General features: G+C 58.1%; 15 protein-coding genes. 6 read left to right on the forward strand and 9 right to left on the reverse strand.

All coding sequences use genetic code 11. The annotated features are described in order from the left end of the window. The first annotated feature begins 13 nt into the window (after positions 1-13). Positions 14-733, forward strand: coding sequence for a helix-turn-helix domain-containing protein (locus tag QT222_RS22555; protein WP_491478440.1), 720 nt, complete (start codon positions 14-16; stop codon positions 731-733). Between the two features lie 13 nt (positions 734-746). Here QT222_RS22555 and arcD read toward each other — a convergent pair whose 3' ends face one another. Then, a complete protein-coding gene (gene arcD, locus QT222_RS22560; RefSeq protein WP_491478441.1) occupies positions 747-2,216 on the reverse strand; it encodes an arginine/ornithine antiporter ArcD in 1,470 nt (489 codons plus the stop codon). A 346-nt stretch (positions 2,217-2,562) separates the two neighbouring features. Between arcD and QT222_RS22565 the strand changes: the two genes are divergently transcribed. Together QT222_RS22565 and QT222_RS22570 are read left to right on the forward strand one after the other, a co-directional pair. After that, on the forward strand, positions 2,563-3,366 hold the full coding sequence (locus QT222_RS22565) for an IclR family transcriptional regulator (RefSeq protein ID WP_004059575.1): 804 nt from the start codon (positions 2,563-2,565) through the stop codon (positions 3,364-3,366). 253 nt (positions 3,367-3,619) lie between these two features. Continuing rightward, on the forward strand, positions 3,620-4,948 hold the full coding sequence (locus QT222_RS22570; protein WP_491478442.1) for a class-III pyridoxal-phosphate-dependent aminotransferase: 1,329 nt from the start codon (positions 3,620-3,622) through the stop codon (positions 4,946-4,948). A 91-nt stretch (positions 4,949-5,039) separates the two neighbouring features. Here the strand turns inward: QT222_RS22570 and QT222_RS22575 are convergent, their stop codons facing one another. Further along, entirely contained in the window at positions 5,040-5,306 is a 267-nt protein-coding gene (locus tag QT222_RS22575) for a hypothetical protein (RefSeq protein ID WP_491478443.1), read from the reverse strand. A 226-nt stretch (positions 5,307-5,532) separates the two neighbouring features. Between QT222_RS22575 and QT222_RS22580 the strand changes: the two genes are divergently transcribed. Then, a complete protein-coding gene (locus QT222_RS22580) occupies positions 5,533-6,552 on the forward strand; it encodes an NADP-dependent oxidoreductase (RefSeq protein ID WP_491478444.1) in 1,020 nt (339 codons plus the stop codon). A gap of 86 nt (positions 6,553-6,638) precedes the next feature. On the opposite strand, the gene QT222_RS22585 is transcribed toward QT222_RS22580, so the two are convergent. Further along, complete coding sequence (locus tag QT222_RS22585; protein ID WP_004059579.1) at positions 6,639-7,205, reverse strand: TATA-box-binding protein; 567 nt, start codon at positions 7,203-7,205, stop codon at positions 6,639-6,641. A 187-nt stretch (positions 7,206-7,392) separates the two neighbouring features. Between QT222_RS22585 and QT222_RS22590 the strand changes: the two genes are divergently transcribed. Beyond that, positions 7,393-9,933 carry an extracellular solute-binding protein gene (locus tag QT222_RS22590; RefSeq protein ID WP_491478445.1) on the forward strand — a complete coding sequence of 847 codons (2,541 nt, stop codon included), beginning with the start codon at positions 7,393-7,395 and terminating at the stop codon, positions 9,931-9,933. A gap of 179 nt (positions 9,934-10,112) precedes the next feature. On the opposite strand, the gene bluB is transcribed toward QT222_RS22590, so the two are convergent. The 6 genes from bluB to QT222_RS22620 all read right to left on the reverse strand — a co-directional run bounded on the left by bluB (position 10,113) and on the right by QT222_RS22620 (position 15,927). Continuing rightward, a complete protein-coding gene (gene bluB / locus QT222_RS22595) occupies positions 10,113-10,808 on the reverse strand; it encodes a 5,6-dimethylbenzimidazole synthase (RefSeq protein WP_491478446.1) in 696 nt (231 codons plus the stop codon). A 105-nt stretch (positions 10,809-10,913) separates the two neighbouring features. After that, a complete protein-coding gene (locus QT222_RS22600; RefSeq protein ID WP_491478447.1) occupies positions 10,914-11,819 on the reverse strand; it encodes a hypothetical protein in 906 nt (301 codons plus the stop codon). Between the two features lie 415 nt (positions 11,820-12,234). Then, positions 12,235-12,450, reverse strand: coding sequence for a hypothetical protein (locus tag QT222_RS22605; protein ID WP_491478448.1), 216 nt, complete (start codon positions 12,448-12,450; stop codon positions 12,235-12,237). Between the two features lie 122 nt (positions 12,451-12,572). Beyond that, on the reverse strand, positions 12,573-13,769 hold the full coding sequence (locus QT222_RS22610) for an ABC transporter substrate-binding protein (RefSeq protein WP_004059584.1): 1,197 nt from the start codon (positions 13,767-13,769) through the stop codon (positions 12,573-12,575). A gap of 174 nt (positions 13,770-13,943) precedes the next feature. Next, complete coding sequence (locus QT222_RS22615; protein WP_491478449.1) at positions 13,944-14,786, reverse strand: helix-turn-helix transcriptional regulator; 843 nt, start codon at positions 14,784-14,786, stop codon at positions 13,944-13,946. 220 nt (positions 14,787-15,006) lie between these two features. After that, a complete protein-coding gene (locus QT222_RS22620) occupies positions 15,007-15,927 on the reverse strand; it encodes a hypothetical protein (RefSeq protein ID WP_491478450.1) in 921 nt (306 codons plus the stop codon). A gap of 423 nt (positions 15,928-16,350) precedes the next feature. Here QT222_RS22620 and QT222_RS22625 point away from each other — a divergent pair. Then, the coding region (locus QT222_RS22625) for a PAS domain S-box protein (RefSeq protein ID WP_491478451.1) at positions 16,351-18,542 on the forward strand (2,192 nt) is incomplete at its 3' end.

The raw sequence follows: 18,542 nt of genomic DNA on the forward strand, positions 1-18,542 counted from the left end.
TTTCACCGACCCCATGAGCGCGTCGTCGACGGACACTGGCACTCACTTGACGCTCGACCTCTGGCATCCGAACTGTTGGGCCATCCAAGCGACTGCCGAGCACGCAGGCGGCATCATCGCTCACGCGGTGTACGAAACCCCGACGTACGGTACGGAGTCATCGACGGTGACGGGCCTGTACACTGCATACGCCGATTCGGAACGGGAGCTGACGCGGTTAATCGAGGCTATCGGGGCCTCACCGCTGGTCGGGGCGATTGACGAGATTCAGACGCAGTTTGATACCCGAAGACAACGCATCGCACCGGGGGCCGTCGCCCGGGAGGTGTTCGTCGAATACGACCCCAACGACCTGATTTTCCCCCAGTTGCGAAAACACGGCTTCGTCCACAGCGCGCCGGGCAAAATCGAAGATGGCCGCGAGTATTGGGACGTTCGCTACACGGGGACGCGAAGTGAAATCGAGACGGCGCTCGATGCGGTCCGCGACAGTTCGAACGCGGATATCAAAATCGCACGCATCGGGGCCGTCAGTGGTGGTCCGCGGGAAGTACACCAACTGGAGACACTGACTCCGCGACAACGCGAGGTGTTCGAACTGGCCCGCGAACGAGGATACTACAACTGGCCACGTGACACTTCGACCCGCAAACTCGCTGCCGCGTTAGATATATCGAAAACGACGTTTCTCGAACATCTCCGCAAGGCCGAGGCGAAACTGCTCGACCCCTGAGCCACGACTGGTGTCAGTCGTCGGTCGTCGACGCCGGCCCGCGGTGCGTTTCGGCACCGGCGGGGGCCGCACCCGCTTTGTACGTGATTTGCCAGCCGGTGAGACCCATCAGCAGTAAGACCACCGGCGAGAGGATGCCGAAAAAGTAGTACGGCGCGTATTCGAGGGTGCCGACGCCGAGTGTTCCGGCCATGAAGAGCGCCCCGCTGTTCCACGGGATGAGCGCGCTCGTGGTCGTTCCGGCGGACTCGATGGCTCGCGAGAGGTTCTCACTGCTGAGTCCCTGGTCTTCGTAGAGGTTCCGGAGCGTGATTCCGGGGACGACGATGCTGATGTACTGCTCTGCGGCGAGGATGTTCATCGAGACCGCGGAGATGGCAGTGACGCCGGTCAGACTGGCGACGCCACGGCTGAGCCGACCGAGGTGGTGTGCGAGGACGGCAAGAATACCGGTCCGTTCGAGCATGCCACCGAGCGAGAGCGCGGCGATGGCGATGGTGACGACCCACGCACCGCCGATCATGCCACTACTCGCCAGCAGACCATCGACGAGTTCCATGCCGGTCGCGGGACTCGTTCCGGACTGGGCAATCGACCACACGGCGGCGAATTTGGTACCTTGCGTCGTTACTGCCGTCGCCGCGCCCGCGAACACGCCCGCCCCGAGCGTCGGCAGCGCGGGAACGCCGTAGATGGCGAGTCCGAACGTAACTAAAAGCGGGACGAACGTGAGCACCGAAATCTCGTACGACCCGGTGAGTGCGCCCTGTATCTCGGCGATACGACCCACTGGGATGTTACCGGACGCCTGGAATCCGAGGACAGCGTACAGTGCGACCGCGATTACGAACGCGAGGAGCGACCCGTTGCGCATCGCGTTGACGTGGTCGAATAGGTCCGTGTTCGTTACGGCCGCCGCGAGGTTCGTCGTATCCGACAGCGGTGACTGCTTGTCACCCATGTCCGCTCCAGGGAGGATTGCACCGGCGGTCATCGGTTCGGGGATTCCGAGTCCAGCCCCGATACCAATAAGGGAGACTCCCAGCGTCCCGGCGGCCGTCCACGACGACCCCATGGCGAACGTGACAAGTGCTGCGAGCACCGCCGTGACGGGCAGGAAAATCTTCGGTGTTAACAGTTCGAGCCCGTAGTACATCAGGCTCGGAATCGTCCCCGCGGCGACCCACGTAGCGATGAGCGTGTAGACGACGAACATGATGAGGATGACCTGAATCCCCATGTGGAGACTGTCCGTGATACCGCTGTAGAGGTCGTCCCACGTGATGCCGAGCCAGTACCGACTGAAGAGTCCAGTAAACGTAATGCCCCAAAAGAGGGGGAACTGCGGGTCAAGCCCGTACACCACGATGCCTGCTCCGAGGAACACGAGCATCCCGACAACCGGTACCAACGCCTCAAGCAGCGATGGTCGTTTTTCTGGGTCGATTTCCTCATACAGTTGCGGTTCGAATGCTAGTCCCATCGGGGTACCTCCGGAGTCTCCCGTTGAGAGTCAACCACAAGGGTGGGAGTGAGCCTGTTGTCTCCCCGTGCCATCAGAACGCTTCTGCTGCGAGAGATTGAAAGCCGATGCGCGAACACTCGTAACCAGTCCCCCGCGTCGACGTGCCGACGGCGGTGGTGTGGTTGACAATCCATACCACTCAAACAATCATGAACGTCGCATATAAATTTTTTATTCGGACACTATGCCGTGATATGTTTGGGAATCTCAAACATATGGGTGCCGAAAGCGGACATATGAAACACGCCACTGATTCACTGTTTGATATACCAGAACTATTACACGGCCGTCGAGAAAGAGGGGTATGGACGACAATCGGCACGCAGACGCCCCCCGTCGAATCAAGTCCGTACAGACTGCGAGTGAGATATTGGACACGATACAACAGCAGTCCGAACCGACGTTCAGTGAACTGTGTGACGTGCTCGATGCATCGAAGGGGACCGTCCACACCTACCTCGCGACGCTCGAAGATGAGGGATTCATCGCGAAGTCGGATGGACACTACCGGCTCGGCTTGCGCTTCGTTACGATGGGTGAGACCGTCCGCAACGAGACGGACCTGTACCGGGCGGGCCAAGTCGAGGTCGACAAACTCGCAGAACAGACCAGCGAGTACGTCCACTTGACTGTTGCTTACCGTGGCAAGGAAGTGACGATGTACGAGAGTCGCGGTGACAACGCCGTCGCGATGGATTACCACCTCCGCATGCGCGAGGCACCTCAGTACCTCCACTGTACGTCGACTGGGAAAGCGATGCTCGCGAACTTCGACGAAGCCCGCGTCCGCGATATCATCGACGAGCAGGGTCTCGCCAAGCGGACTGAAAACACCATCACCGACCCGGACCGCCTGTTTCGCGAACTCGAACAGATTCGTGAACGGGGGTACGCTGTCAACGACGAAGAAGAGCTACGCGGCACGCGGTCGATTGGTGCTCCGGTCCGCGGCGTCGACGGCGATATCTGTGGCGCGGTCAGCGTGACGGCCCCGACAAGTCGACTCTCCGGGGAGCGCTTCCAGACGGAGATTCCAGAACTCGTGATGCAAACAGCGAATATTATCGAAGTGAATCTTGAAACGACTGTTTTCGAACAGCAGCACTAATCGAGAGCATCTGTTTGATAGTTCCAAACCCATCTGTCGGTGAATAGTCCCCTGACTGTGAAGGATTGACGATGTTATCGCAGGATTACGAGCGATACCATAATCTGGTGAGTGTTCACACGCTCCAATATTGTTTGGTATTATCGAATTGAGTCCGAACAGAGTCTGACAATCGTCTGTTCAACACAGCAATTCGAGTAGATAGATAGTTTATCAGCTAAATTTATGTATGATTGTTAAGTACGGTGTTAGTATGGATCGAGACACAGTCGAGCCGAGTGTTACGTCGCTTCCCGGTCCCAAAGCGACAGAGTGGGTTGAATATCACCAACAGACGGCCGCAACCAGTACGTACGTTTACGAATTCGTCTGGGATATCACGAAGGATGCGATTGGTCCGTTCTGTACCGACCCGGACGGCAACGTGTTGCTGGATTTCACCAGCCACGTCGCTGCGGCCCCGCTCGGGTATAACAACCCGGAACTGAAGGCGCGTCTCGATGGACTTGACCTCGTCGACCCGATGAAAATCGCCGGGCAGGATTTCTATGTGAGCACCGGCGGAACGCCGGAGACCACGTCGCTCCCCGGCCCGTCCCACCTTATGGACCTCTTGACCGACGCCACAGACCAGTACGGGCTAGATACGGTCTTCCTCTCTAACTCCGGGGCTGAAGCGGTCGAAAACGCAATCAAAGTCTGCTACGACCACTGTGAGACACCGAAGTACGGAATCACGTTCGAAGGAGCGTTCCACGGTCGGACGCTCGGCGCACTCTCGCTGAACCGGTCGAAATCCGTTCACCGACGAAAATTCCCCGAGATAAGCGGGATTCACGATGTCCCGTATTCGATGGCGGGACTCGAACAACTCCGCGCCAAACTGGACTCCAAACACGGCCACGTCCCTGCCGACCAAGTCGCGTTCCTCATCCTCGAACCGGTGCAGGGAGAAGGCGGCTACCGCGTACCGAGCGAGGAGTTCATGCGCGAACTCCAGGATATCTGTAGCGAGCACGACATTCCCGTCATCGCCGACGAAATCCAGTCGGGCGTTGGCCGTACCGGCGAGATGTGGGCATCGGACCACTACGACCTCGAACCGGACGTGATTACGAGTGCAAAGGCCCTCCGCGTCGGCGCGACGGTATCGAACGACGAGATGTTCCCCGATACGGAAGCGCGACTCTCCTCGACGTGGGGCGCAGGCGATATCCTCGCTTCGATTCAGGGCGCACTGACGCTCGAAATCATCGAAGAGCAGAACCTGATGTCGAACGCCGCCGAGAAAGGGACGTACCTCCGCACCCACCTCGACCGCCTCGCCGAGCGCACCAACTGCATCACCGATGTCCGCGGTCTCGGTCTGATGACCGCAATCGAGTTCGATACCAAAGACAACCGTGATGCCGTCGTCGATGCCGCGCTGGCCGAAGGCCTGCTGACGCTCGGCTGTGGCAAGCGGTCGCTCCGACTCCTCCCGCCGCGCGACGTCACCGAGCGCGAACTCGACCTCGCTATCGACCTCCTCGACACGGCCGTCGGCAACGTCGTCGGTGTCGCACAGTCGCGGATGAACTGAGGCCCCTCCCTCGAACGGTTTTCGGCGACGGTAGCGCATTCGGTAATCCACCGAGATGCACACTCCTGAATACAGGTACAGTTGTTCGAGTCTATAGCAGCGCACCCACGGCGAAGCCGACCCCAATCGCAACGGTCGAGATGAGCGCCTGTCTGTTGGGTCTCCGGAATATCCCAGAGAGAAGTATCCCGAGCGAGCATCCGAATACGAACTCGTGAGGAGCGGTGCCGTCGACCGTTAGCGGTCCAGCAACGAGTGACTCTGACGGCACGATGGCTTCGATGAACACCAACCCAGTAATTCCGAGGAGAGTGAAGAACCCGTCTCGCCGTCGGTTTCGGGGTCGTTTCTCAACCATGCTTCGAAAATTGTCTCTAAACAGATATATGTACTACGAAGTAGCAGCACGCTCACGGTTACCTCCTCACAGCGGCACTCTTACGACTCTGACAAACCATCGAAGATCAGAGACGACGGCTGCTGCGAGTCGACGACAACGCTCGAAAACGCCGAATGAGTTGTCAAATGGCAGAAATGCGTGCCGAAGCCCGAAGGCCCTTTTATAGGACACTCGGAAGGGCGGTATGCGAGATACGAACCGTGCGTGGTACTTCGCTGCGCGACCGGATGGCGAACCAGACGCGGACAGCTTCGAACTGCGCGAAACCGAACGTCCAGAGCCGACGAGTGGTGAACTCCTCGTGCGCGTCAACTACCTCTCGGTCGACCCGTACATGCGCGGCCGGATGCGCGATACCGAATCGTACGCTGAGCCGTGGGATGTCGGCGATATCCTGATAGGCGGTATCGTCGGCGAGGTCGTCGAGAGCGAAAGCGACCGGTACGACGTAGGCGACCTCGTTACCGGCGAAGGGACGTGGGCAGATTACAGCGTCGTGGATGCGGACGATGTCGCCCCAGTCGACCCGACGGTCGCCGACCTCCCGGCATATCTGGGAGTTCTGGGAATGCCCGGCCGAACGGCGTACTTCGGCCTGCTCGACGTCGGTGAGCCAAAGCCCGGTGACACGGTCGTCGTCTCCGGTGCGGCGGGTGCTGTCGGCTCGGTCGTCGGCCAGATTGCGAAACTGAACGGCTGTCGTGTCGTCGGGTTCGCCGGGTCGGACGAAAAGACCGAGTGGCTCACGGAGGACCTCGGTTTCGACGCCGCGATCAACTACAAAACGACCGACGACTACCGCACTGCACTGGACGAGGTTGCACCTGGCGGTGTCGACGTGTACTTCGATAACGTCGGTGGCCCGATTACGGACGCCGTCTTCACGAAACTGAACGTCGACGCCCGCGTTGCAGTGTGCGGACAAATCGCCCACTACAACGACGAAGACGTGCCGATGGGGCCGCGGAAGCTCCCCATGCTCATCGCTCCGCGCGCCAAGGTTCAGGGACTACTCGTCGGCGATTATGCGACACGATTCGGTGAGGCAAGCGAGCGCCTCGCGACGTGGGTTGCGACCGGTGATCTCTCCCACCGCGAGACCGTCGTCGACGGACTGGAGAACGCACCGGATGCGTTCCTTGGTCTCTTCTCCGGTGATAATATTGGAAAACAGGTGGTGCAGGTGTCCACCCCCTCGTCGTAAGAACACCTCGCATACCCCGATTGACAGAGGGGACGGCGGCCCATCCCCCGGACGTTACTTCTGTTTTGTGCACTCTCGACCGGCGCTTAGCCGAGCAGACCGAGCGAGTCGATTTCGTCGGTGACGACGTTAATCGCCTCGCGCGCGTGTTCGACCTGTTTGGCTCCCGTGATGACGATTTTACCGGAGCCGAACATCAGGACAACCACACTCGGTTCGTCGATTCGGTAGACGAGACCGGGGAACTGTTCGGGTTCGTATTCGACGTCTTCGAGACCAAGTCCGATAGCAAGCGCGTTCAGGTTGAGTGTCGTTCCGAGGTCGGCACTCGAGACGATGTTCTGAATCGTGGCTTCTTCGCGGTCCTCAGTTGGGATACCGAGTTTACTCAGTTCCCCGAAGACTTGTTCGAGCGCTCGGTCGACATCGTCGACGCTGCTCGCGCCAGTACACACAATCTTACCCGAGCGGAAGATGAGACTCGCTGCTTTCGGCTCTTGCGTGCGGTAAACGAGTCCGGGGAAGTTGTCCGGGTCGTAGTCCGCGCCGACGAGGTCCATCGAAAGCGATTCCAGGTCTAACTCCTGACCAACGGCCGTGGAGGCGACGACGTTCTGAATCTCAAGAGACTCGAGACGAGCTTCGTGCGACATCATAGTTGTGTTTTATATACTACTACTTAAAGAATCCCCGAGCGAACGCAGTCCTTCTCCAATCAATGATTATAAATTGTTATATTTACCCGGATTACCCCTCCGTCACCACATGGCCTTCTCATCAGATATCAACCCTGATACTCGGAGCCGAGTGATTATTAGCGATGATAAATGAACTCAGATAATGAACAGCGATGACCGAATTCGACAACAATTGTCATCGGTCCGAGCGGCCCTCGAAACAGCACTCGTCACGAATGGCACGGAGCAAACAGATGCTTCGGAACGGGTCGAGGATGACGACCCACCGTCACCTTCGTCGAGCAACGGGCAGACAGTTCTCACAGGCGAGACTGAAGTAGATCCGCACGAACGCGAACGCGACGATGCAGTTGCGTCGAGGGAGCAACTCGAAGCACTCTCTGACGCAGTCGCACAGTGTATCGACGGTGACCTGACCGTTCGCGTCGATGTCCCGGACGACCCGACGCTCGAACGCCATGCGCGGTTGCTCAACGAACTGTTCGAGGGCATGCAAGCATCGATACGCAACGTCGATGCGTTCGCAGAACAGGTCGCTGCCTCGACTGCGGTCGTCGCGGATTCGGTCGAAGAGAGTCGGAGCGAAAGTCGGACGGTCGCCGAATCGGTCGACGATATCGCAACTGGTGCACGCCAGCAGAGTCAGAGCGTCGACGAAGTCGCAGACGAGATGCGGAACCTGTCGGCGACGATTGAAGAGGTCGCCGCGTCGGCAGACGAAATCAGACACTCCACCGACGAGGCAGTCACGCGGGGTGAACAGGGGAAGCAAGCGGCCGAGGAGGCAATCGAAGAACTGGACGCAATCGGCGAACAGACCAACGCGACGGTCGAACAAGTCGAGACGCTCAACGACCACATTGGGGAGATTACGGGTATCGCCTCGAAAATCTCCGATATTGCCGAACAGACGAACATCCTCGCGCTGAACGCTTCAATCGAGGCAGCACGCGCCGGTGAAGCAGGAGAGGGATTCGCAGTCGTCGCGAACGAGGTGAAGTCGCTCGCCGAGGAGACACAGTCCGCAACCGAAGACATCGAGACGACGATTGACGCGGTCCAATCACAGTCGGTCGAGACGGTCGACGAAATCACGGACACCAAACGTCGCATCGAAGACGGCAGCGAGACCATTCAAGATGCGTTGCTCGCGCTCGATAGCGTCGTCGAAGACATCCACGAAACCAACAGTAGCGTCCACGAGATTAGTGATGCGACGGACTCGCAGGCGGCCACGTCGCAGGAGGTTGTGACCCAGGCCGACAACGTCGGTGCAATCAGTGAAGAGACCGCCTCTCAGGCGACCGAGGTTGCTGGCTCGGCCCGGCGACAGACCGTCTCGCTCTCCGAAGCGGTAAGCAAGATACACAGCCTCACGGAGCAAGCCGATGCGCTCCAAGAGACAATCGACGACTACCAGTTACGTTCGGAGCGGACGACGGAAAGCGGCCAGACGGTCGTCCAGTTCTGGCATGCGATGTCCGGGTCGAAGGCGATGTTACTGGATTCGTTGGTGTCGGAGTTCAACGCCGAGCACGACGATATCCGCGTCGAAACGGCGGCAAAAGGAAACTATCGCGGGACGTTCGATGCGACCCTTGCTGCCGCACGCTCGGGGATGCCGCCGACGATTGCACAACTCTACGAAATCGGAACGCAGCGCGCACTGGACAGCGGGGAGTTCACGCCCGTCGAATCGGTTCTCCCCGGAACCGCATCGGCAAACGCTCTCGTCCCCGAAATAGCGAACTACTACCGCCACGATGGCACGCTCTGGTCGATGCCGTTCAACGCGTCGAACCCTGTCTTATACTACAATGCGGATGCGTTCCGCCGTGCCGGACTCGACCCGGATTCGCCGCCCGAGACGTTCGACGACGTGACGAATGCTGCGGCGACGTTGACGACGAACGGAACCACTCAGTACGGAGCCACGTGGGCGAACTACAGTTGGTTTATCGAACAGTGGTTTGCAGCGGCGGGCGAGTGTCTCTTCGACGCCGAAAACGGACGACACGGGGCTTCAAAACACGCAAATTTCGATGGAGAGGCTGCGGCGACCATCTTCGGGTGGTGGCGCGACCTCGAACAGAACGGGCTTCTCTACGACCCCGGCGTCGAGGCGCGTGGCGATGCGCGGGATGCATTCCTCAACGGGGAGGCGGCGATGCTCATCGACTCCAGTTCGAGTACCATGTCGGTCATCGAAGGAGCGGACGCAAACGGATTCACCGCCAAGGTCGGAAAGCTCCCGGCACCCGGGTCGCGCTCGGGAGTCGTCGTCGGCGGAGCCTCGCTTTGGGTCGCCGACGACGTGCCGGACCAACAGCAGGCCGCCGCAGGCGAGTTCCTCGCGTGGTTGACACAGCCCGAGCAGCAGGCCCGGTGGCACCGTCAGACGGGCTATTTCCCGGTTCACCAGCAGACGAAACAGCTTCTCGACCGGGACGGCTGGTTCGACGAACAACCCGAGTTTGCGGTCGCATTCGAACAGTTGGCCGAGAGCGAGGACACACCGGCGACGCGCGGTGCTCGCGTCGGTCCGTTTACGACCGTCCGGACAATCATCTCCGAGGGACTCTCTGAACTCTTCGATGGACGCGACCTCGACCGCGTGCTTCGGCAGATGAACGACCAGGTTTCCACTCGCCTCTCAGAGTACGATTCGTCGAACGGGCGCTAACTCGAGATTCTTCGTTCGCTGGCGTCTCATAGTTCTTCGTTCGCTGGCGTCTCATAGTTCTTCGTTCGTTGGCGTCTCATAGGGAGTATCGTAGTTGACCGAACGTTTCGCATTCTGGGAGCCGACACCGTGTTTCGATTCCCAAGCGGGAAATCCTTGCATTGCGACGATACACCCTTTCAATCGTCTACTGAGACGCAGTCGTGCGGTTGCTTTGCTGGCGTCTGCGTGTGGTTCCACTCCCCGTAGTGAACTAACTCGTCTCCGTCAATCCGCTCTCGCCACCCCTGTTTTTGAAGCACCGGTTCGTCGGGGAATCCGTCCTCGGGATAGCCAACACAGAGGTAGGCGATTGGTTGGATGTGGTGCGGAATATTCAGCACGTCACGGACTTCGTGGGGATAGAGAAACGAAACCCAGCCGACACCGATACCCTCGGCACGAGCGGCTAACCAGAGGTTCTGGACCGCGAGACACGTCGAATAGCGGTCCATCTCCTGCATCGTATTGCGGCCGAGGACGTGGGGGGCATCGCGAGTCGGGTCGCAGGTTACACAGATGTTCACCGGCGCATCGGTAATACCCTCTAATTTCAGCTCACTGAAGTCGGACTTTCGCGGTTCTTGATAGCCCTCACGCGCGGCAGCAATCGCCCGCTCAGCAATTCCTGCAATCTCGCGTTTCGTGTCGTCGTCTTCGATGACCACGAAGTCCCACGGTTGCGAAAACCCAACGCTGGGGGCGTGATGTGCAGCATTGAGTATACGCGCGAGCGCTATTTCGGGAATCGCCTCCCCGCTAAAACGTCTGATATCCCGGCGCGTATAGATGGATTTGTAGACGGCCTCCCGCTCGTCCGGTCCGAAAGCAACCATATCTGTGGTAGTCCAGCGATAGTTTCATATCTATTTTGATGGGACTACTGCGGGCGAAAGTAGCCACGGAATCACTACTGTGGCCAAAAATTGTTGGGACGGTGTTCAGTCCTGGTCGAGGTCGAGGTCGCCGCCCTCGAACTCGAATTTGTCGCCGTCGTGGTCGATGTCGAAGTCGTCGTTCTCGAACTCGACGCGTCCGTCACGGATTTCGATGTCCACGCCGCCACCAGAACGAACCTCGATGTCGACGCGACCGTCATCGCTGTCGAACTCCAGGTCGTCGCTGTCGACCTCGACGCGGTCACCACGGCGTTCGACTTCGAGGTCGTCTAGTTCAACGTCGAAATCCACGCCGTCGTCATCGGCGTCGATGTCAAGGCCACTGCCGCTGGCGAGGTCGAACTCGAAGTCTTGGTCGTCGCCGTCGACTTCGATACGGCCGTCGTCGAACTCGACGTCGAAGTCGTCGCTTTCGAGGTCGAGTTCGTCGCCGTCGTACTCGAATTCGAAGTCATTGGTCTCGACTTCTATGTCGCCGTCGGCGTCGATTTCGATGTCGAATTCGTCAGTGTGGATCTCGATACGGTTGTCGTTGAACTCGATGTCGAAGTCATCGCCTTCTATCTCGACGTTGTCGCCGTCGCTCTCGATTTCGAGGTCGCCACCGTGGGATTCAACGTCGTATTCGCCGTTTCTGCGTTCGATATCGAAGTCGTCACTGTCGACTTCGAGGTCGTCGCCGTCGTATTCGACGTCGAGCCCGAGGCTGCTGCCGCTGCGGCCCTCGACTTCAATCGAGTTGTCGTCGATATCGACGTCGACGTCATCACTCTCGATTTCGACCCGATCACCGTCGAGTTCGATTTCGATATCGTCACCTTCGATGTCGATGCGGCCGTCGCTTCTAAATTCGATATCGAAGTCGTTTCCCTCGACCTCAACACGGTCATTTCCGATTTCGACGTCGAAGTCGGACCGGTGACTCGCTGCGGCTGGCGCAGCTATCATCGACAGAACCATGCTAAGTATTAGCAAGGTGGAGAGAGGTTTGGTTAATCGCTTAGGTATCATTGTTTTTCACCTCTGCTCACGGGAAGCCGAAACAGTTTCAGAACAATAATGTACTGCAACTGATAGCAGCTCAAATTATTGATTCGCCACAGTTGGGGCTACAAACACTGTGAACAGCGTATACTAGTAAGCATTCTTAGAAGATATACTCTCGCTAACCAATGGGTGAGGGAGAAGAAGGTCGGTAACCAGCTATACTTTCGATAACTAATGGGTAAGACAGGTACCCAGTACGGTAATTCCCGAATTAGCGTTGAGGTAGTCCTCGCGGACGCGTATTCGTAATTGGTTACGTCCATCGTCGTTTGAATAATAAGCTGGTCTTGATGTCAGAAGCCCAACGTCAATACCGCTACTCGATGTATCCCATCTTGCGGAGATTCTCGAACACGTCCGAGTCGATTTCACCGCTGTCCTCGATGATTTCGAGTTCGTCTTGGTGCTGGACTCTGAGGGCCGACAGGAACTGAAGCGCCGTCCTAATTTTAAAGTGAATCTCCGAATCGTCCGTCTCCGCAAGGACCCCCTCTAGTAATGTTTCTATATTGTCAACAGTTGCACCTTTCATATTCGATATACCGTTACTATGTACATTAAGACTGTCGTACATCTCGATATAGTCGTTTGTCCTACTATGGCACTATTGTATGAAAATATACAATTAGTACGGGGTCGAGTATTCCAGACGGCCTAGTTGTTTCCGTTGATGATGTCCGAGACTCGTTGGCGGTCGAAGAGCCGTTCTGACTCGGGGATTTCCGCTGCGGACCCCGGCCATTCGCCGAACGTGTCGGGGTAGACCATCTTGGCGAGCGCCTCGGTTGCGAAGAGGTCGACGATAGGACCCATGAACTGCCCGGCGGTTCGGACGAGATTTTTCTCTTGAACGGCGGTCAGGTTCTTCGCGTTCTGGTTGTTCTCGAACGGTTCGACGATGGTGTTCACGAATTCCTCGTGCGTCAACGAAGTGAGACCACCGACTGCGCCGATGTAGTCCGGGTCGACGTCGAGCAGTTCTTCGTAGCCGATGGGACCGTCCGGAACGCGCCCCGCAAACGCGTCTCGCATCCCGAGGCGACGGTAGGTGAGCGTGTTGTTCTGGAGTGGATGGAGCGGTGCGATGCGGAACTTCCCGGAATCGGGGTTGACGCCGCGCCAGATTGCAGCGACAGTCGGCCGTTCGTCTTCGGGCGGAAGCTCCGATGTAATCTCAGACATGAAGTCGTCGTGAAGCGACTGCCACGCCTCGAAGCGGTCCTGTCGCTGGAAGATTTTTGCCCCCTTCTCGAATGCACCGTATAGGTCGTAGTACGGCTCGTTTTCGGTCACCGATGTGGAGGCGAACCGAATCGACGAGCCGAGGAACGGACCGACACTGGTGGAAATCTCGTCGAGGTCGGACTCGTCCCAGTTGGCATAGAACTTCAGCATCCGACGGTCGATGAGGTGGACATCGCAGTCCGCCGCGTAGAAGTTCTCCTTGTCGAACCCCGATTCGGAACCCTCTGCGAGCTTTGTAATCTCGCTCTCGTCGAAGGAGACTCCAGGGAGCAGCTCGTAGAATTTCAACGGTGCGCGTTTGAGACTCGCCGTCGCCGAGGGCTGTATCCCGAGTGCCATCCCGATATCCATCCAGACGCTGGGGATAGTTGCGTACGTTTCGGGGACCTCCTCGAAGGTGTACGACGGGTTCGGCTCGACCGTCACGGTGTACGGTTCGATACCTTCTTCCGTCTCAGAAGCGGTCGTATTCGTCGGTGTCTCCGTCTCCGTAGACTCGTTCGTGCTTGTTGTCGTCTCCGAGTTGGAGTTACTTCCCAGACAGCCAGCGAGACCAACGGCAATCAGACCTGCGCTACGAGAGAGTAGTTGACGCCTATTCGGCATGTGGTTTAGGCTGTCCTAAAACGTATTAGTGATTCCTGGCTTACGTTGAAACACACCGTGTTACGTGTATCACGGTGTGTTTCTATCACTCCAATGTCATTTCCCTACAATCTCCTCACTGCAATCTCCTATAGAACTGTATCCTCTGGCCGGTCGTGTTTTCGATTCGGATGTTTAGGTCTCGCTGTTACTCGCACGCTGCTTGAGTGGGGTTGCTATCGCTTGGTACTCCTCGAGTACTTTCTGTGCCCACTCGACCACTTCAGGGTGCGTAGACCGTATGATGTCAAAGCCGCTTTGCTGTTCGCGGTCGACGGTCAGGAACACCGTCTCCTCGTCGATGAGGTCAATACTGCAAGGGACGCGATTCTCGACACAGTAGTAGACTACAGACTCGGTGGCGCCCTCGATCTCCTGCCACCGGTTCACTAAGTCCGAATCGGTGAGCATGGTTTCGGTAACATCGGCATCGAAGACGACGGTCGTCTCCGGCTCGTTTCCCGCCCGGACCGCCTCTTCGTAGGTGTACATTGGAAGGGTGATAAACGTCCCAAGGAGGGAGTCACAGGAAGATGCATTCTGAACGGCGTTCGCAACGACACGAGCCGCAGACAGCGGGTCCGCGCTCTCACCAGCCACCAGTTCACTGTCGGCGAGACACCGAAGGTCGAAGTCGAACCACTCCGTCGGCAGTCGCTCGACGATGTTGGGGTATTCGCTTCCGACCGACACAGTCCCGAGTAGTCGGCTGAAATCCGTGTACACAAGTTCCCCGAAGTTGGTGAGCGTGTACACGTTCTCCGACGTGTTTCGTGTAATCCATCCGCGGTCCGTTAAGTCACCGAGGATTCGACTAAGCGTTACTCGTGAAACGTTCATCCGCTCCTTCAGTTTATCGCGGGTACAAGGCCCCTGGTCAAGCAGTTCGAGAACGTGGACGCGGTGTTCCGAGCGAGTAAGGAATGCGACCGATTCAATCGCACTGTGCGACGGGCCTCCGTCGTTCCAGCCTTCCACCCGGTGCTCCGAATTTACTATCGGCATCTGAATGAAAACGCCTTGTTTAGGGCAGCCTAAATTAGTTTCTACACGCGAATTATTCCGACACCGCTGGCGCTGTTTAGGCTCGATTGCTCACATATTACAGGCCAAAACGGGACCAAAGTCGGAGCCACGATAGTTCCTGTCAGTGTCTCTACTCCGTCTCTACTGCGATCAAAAATCACTGGGACGGTGCTCAGTCTTGGTCGAGGTCGAGGTCGCCGCCCTCGAACTCGAATTCGTCGCCGTCGTGGTCGATGTCGAAGTCGTCGTTCTCGAACTCGACGCGTCCGTCACGGATTTCGATGTCGATGTCGCCGCCAGAACGAGTCTCGATGTCGACTTCACCGTCATCGCTGTCGAACTCCAAGTCGTCGCTGTCGACCTCGGCACGGTCACCACGGCGTTCGACTTCGAGGTCGTCTAGCTCCACGTCGAAGTCGACATCGTCATCGTCGGCATCGATATCGAGGCCACCGAAGCCATTGTTCGAGTCGAGGTCGAACTCGAAGTCTCTGTCGTCGCCGTCGACTTCGATACGACCGTCGTCGAACTCGACGTCGAAGTCATCGCTTTCGAGGTCGAGTTCGTCGCCGTCGTACTCGAAGTCGAACTCATCGGTTTCGACCTCGACGTCGCCGTCAGCGTCGATCTCGACGTTGAAGTCGTCACCCTCTATCTCGATACGGTCGTCGTCGAACTCGACATCGAAGTCGTCGCTCTCGATTTCGATGGTGTCGCCATCGCTCTCGACCTCGAGGTCTTCGTCGTTGGTCTCGATGTCGTGTTCGCCGTTTCTACGTTCGATGTCGAAATCGTCACTTTCGACCTCGAGGTCCTCGCCGTCGTACTCGACGTCGAGCCCGAGGCTGCCACCGCTACGGCCTTCGACCTCGATCGAGTTGTCGTCGATATCAACGTCAACGTCATCGCTATCGATTTCGACCTGGTCACCGTCGAGTTCGATATCGAGATCGTCATCTTCGCCTTCGATGTCGATCCGACCGTCGTCTCTAAATTCGATGTCGAAGTCGTCGCCTTGAAGCTCGACACGGTCGTCTCCAATCTCGACATCGAAGTCGGACCGGTGACTCGCTGCGGCTGGCGCAGCTATCACCGACAGCACCATACTGAGCACTAGTAGAGTGGAGAGAGGTTTGAGTAGGTATTTAGTTATCATTGTGTTCACCTCTGCTCACGGGAAGCCGATAGCTTCAGAATCAAATCATGCTGCAATTGACAATTGCTCAATTCATTGATTCGTGGCTTACAGACACTGTGAACAGCATATACTAGTACGTATTATCAATCGATATATTCTCGCTAACCACTAGGTGACGAAGAGGAAGGTTGGTAACCAGCTATACTCTCGATAACTAATGGGTGACGAAGGTACCCATATGGTTACTGGTCAGTAACGCACCGGCTAGTTTTGCGTGGTGAGCGTGACCACCGCTGAGATTGGCTTGCAACCTTTCCGGAAAAGACTCTCTGTGTGGTGTCGACATCTTGAACCTCACCGCTCTGTTACCCCACCGCAATGGACGCATCCGCCGGTACCTTGAACACAGCGAGCGTCGTTCTCGTTGGGAAGACCAGTTGGGTCGCTCCGGTTGCAGTGGCCCTGCAAACGAGTACCGAGGCGACCGTACGGATGGAACCGACCGCCGAGGATGCGCTCGAAGCAGTCCGGTCGCAGGCCATCGACTGCGTTATCACGGAGTACGAACTGGATGAATCGACGGGGCTCGAACTGCTCGCGCGGGTTCGTGAGTACGCTCCCACGCTTCCCGTCGTGTTGTGTACTGCCGGGGGAAGTGAATCACTCGCCAGTGACGCGATTGCCGCTGGGGTCGACGACTATATCGCACTCTCGTCGTCGGATACGGTCGATCCGGAGCACGTTCTCTCGCGGGCCGAACGCTGTCTTCGTGATACCCGGCGAACTGGGACCCGCCGCGAGCGAGCACGACAGTTTGATGCCATCTTTCACGACTCGCGAACCGCGACGTGGGTGCTCGACGCCGACGGCAACCTCGCTCGCGTGAACCGGACCGCACAGGAGATGGTCGACCGTGGCGTTGAGGAAGTCGTCGGGCGGCCGTTCTGGGAACTCCCGTGGTGGACCGACTCCGCTGGTACGCGGGAAGACGTGAAACAAATCATCGACCCCGCGCTAAACGGCACGTTCGGGAACGCGGTCGTCACCCGCCCCGACGCGGATTCGGTGCAGGTCATCGAACTCTCCGCACGGCCGGTTCACTCCGAGCGCGGTGAACTCGTTTCGGTCGTTGTCGAGGGAGTCGATATCACCGACCGAGTCGACCTCGAACGGGACCTTCGACAGTCCGAAGAACTCCACCGCGTCACGCTCAACAACATGACCGACACCGTCCTCATGACCGACGAGGCAGGTGAGTACACCTACGTCTGCCCGAACGTTCACTTTATCTTCGGCTACTCAGCCGACGAAATTCGCGAGTTAGGCGGTATCGACGAACTACTCGGCGAAGACCTGTTCGACCGCGACGAACTCGCGTCCGAGGGCGTGCTCAAGAACATCGAATGCACCGCGACTGACAAACTCGGCCGGGAACACACGCTGTTGGTGAACGTCCGTGAAGTCTCGATTCAGGACGGGACGCTCCTGTATAGCTGTCGTGACATCACCAAACGAAAGCAACGCGAAGAAGCGCTGGCGACTCTTCAGGAGACGGCGCGCGATTTCCTCTATGCGGAGACGAAACACGAAATCGCCCAGCACGTCGTCGACGACACCGCCGGGGTACTCGACGTGGACGCGAGCGCCGTCTACCTGTTCGATGCGAAGGCGAACGACCTCCGGCCAGTGGCCAGTTCGCCCGAGATAGAGCGAGTGAACGGACCGCTCTCGGTCGTCCACGCGGACACTGAAACACTTCCCAGTCACAGTTTCGTCGAAGACGAGGCGTTGTTTTTCGATGACGTACACGACGCCCAGAAACTCGAAAATAGAGCGACTGACCTCCGAAGCGCGGCGTACGTTCCGCTCGGCGAACACGGCGTGTTCGTCGTCGGGTCGCCCGATGTAGCGGTCTTCGACGACGTCGCCCGCGAACTCGTCGACCTGTTGGCCGCTACCGCCGAGGCGGCACTCGACAGGGTCGCTCGTGAGAGCACGCTGCGCGAGCAGGACCGAGAACTGCAACGTCGAAACGACCAGTTGACGGCGCTAAACCGAATCAACGAGACCATTCGCGAAATCGACCAGGCACTGGTGCAGGCGGAGACGCGCGAAGAAATCGAACACACGGTCTGCGAACTCCTGACCGCCGACGACAGGTTCGACTTCGCGTGGATTGGCACTGCCGATTCGGCGACTGGTACGCTCGAACCCCGCGCGTGGTCCGGTGCCGAACAGGGCTATCTAGATAGTGTGATGATTCAGCAAGCGCAGTCCGGCAGCGAGCCATCGGTCCGAACGGCGGCAACACAGCAGATGGTGATGGTCACCAACGTCGCCAGCAAACTCAGACAGGAAGAGTGGCGAAAGCACGCGCTCTCGCGTGACTTCCTGTCGGTACTAAGCATCCCGCTCGTGTACAACGAATTCTCCTACGGCGTGCTGACAGTCTACGCAGACAGCCAGCACGCGTTCGACGAAACCGCCCAGGCGGTCTTGGGCGAACTCGGTGAGACGATCGCCTCAGCCACGAGTGCACTCGAACGGAAAAACGCACTCCTCACAACGTC

It is taken from the genome of Haloferax sp. s1, from assembly GCF_058382125.1.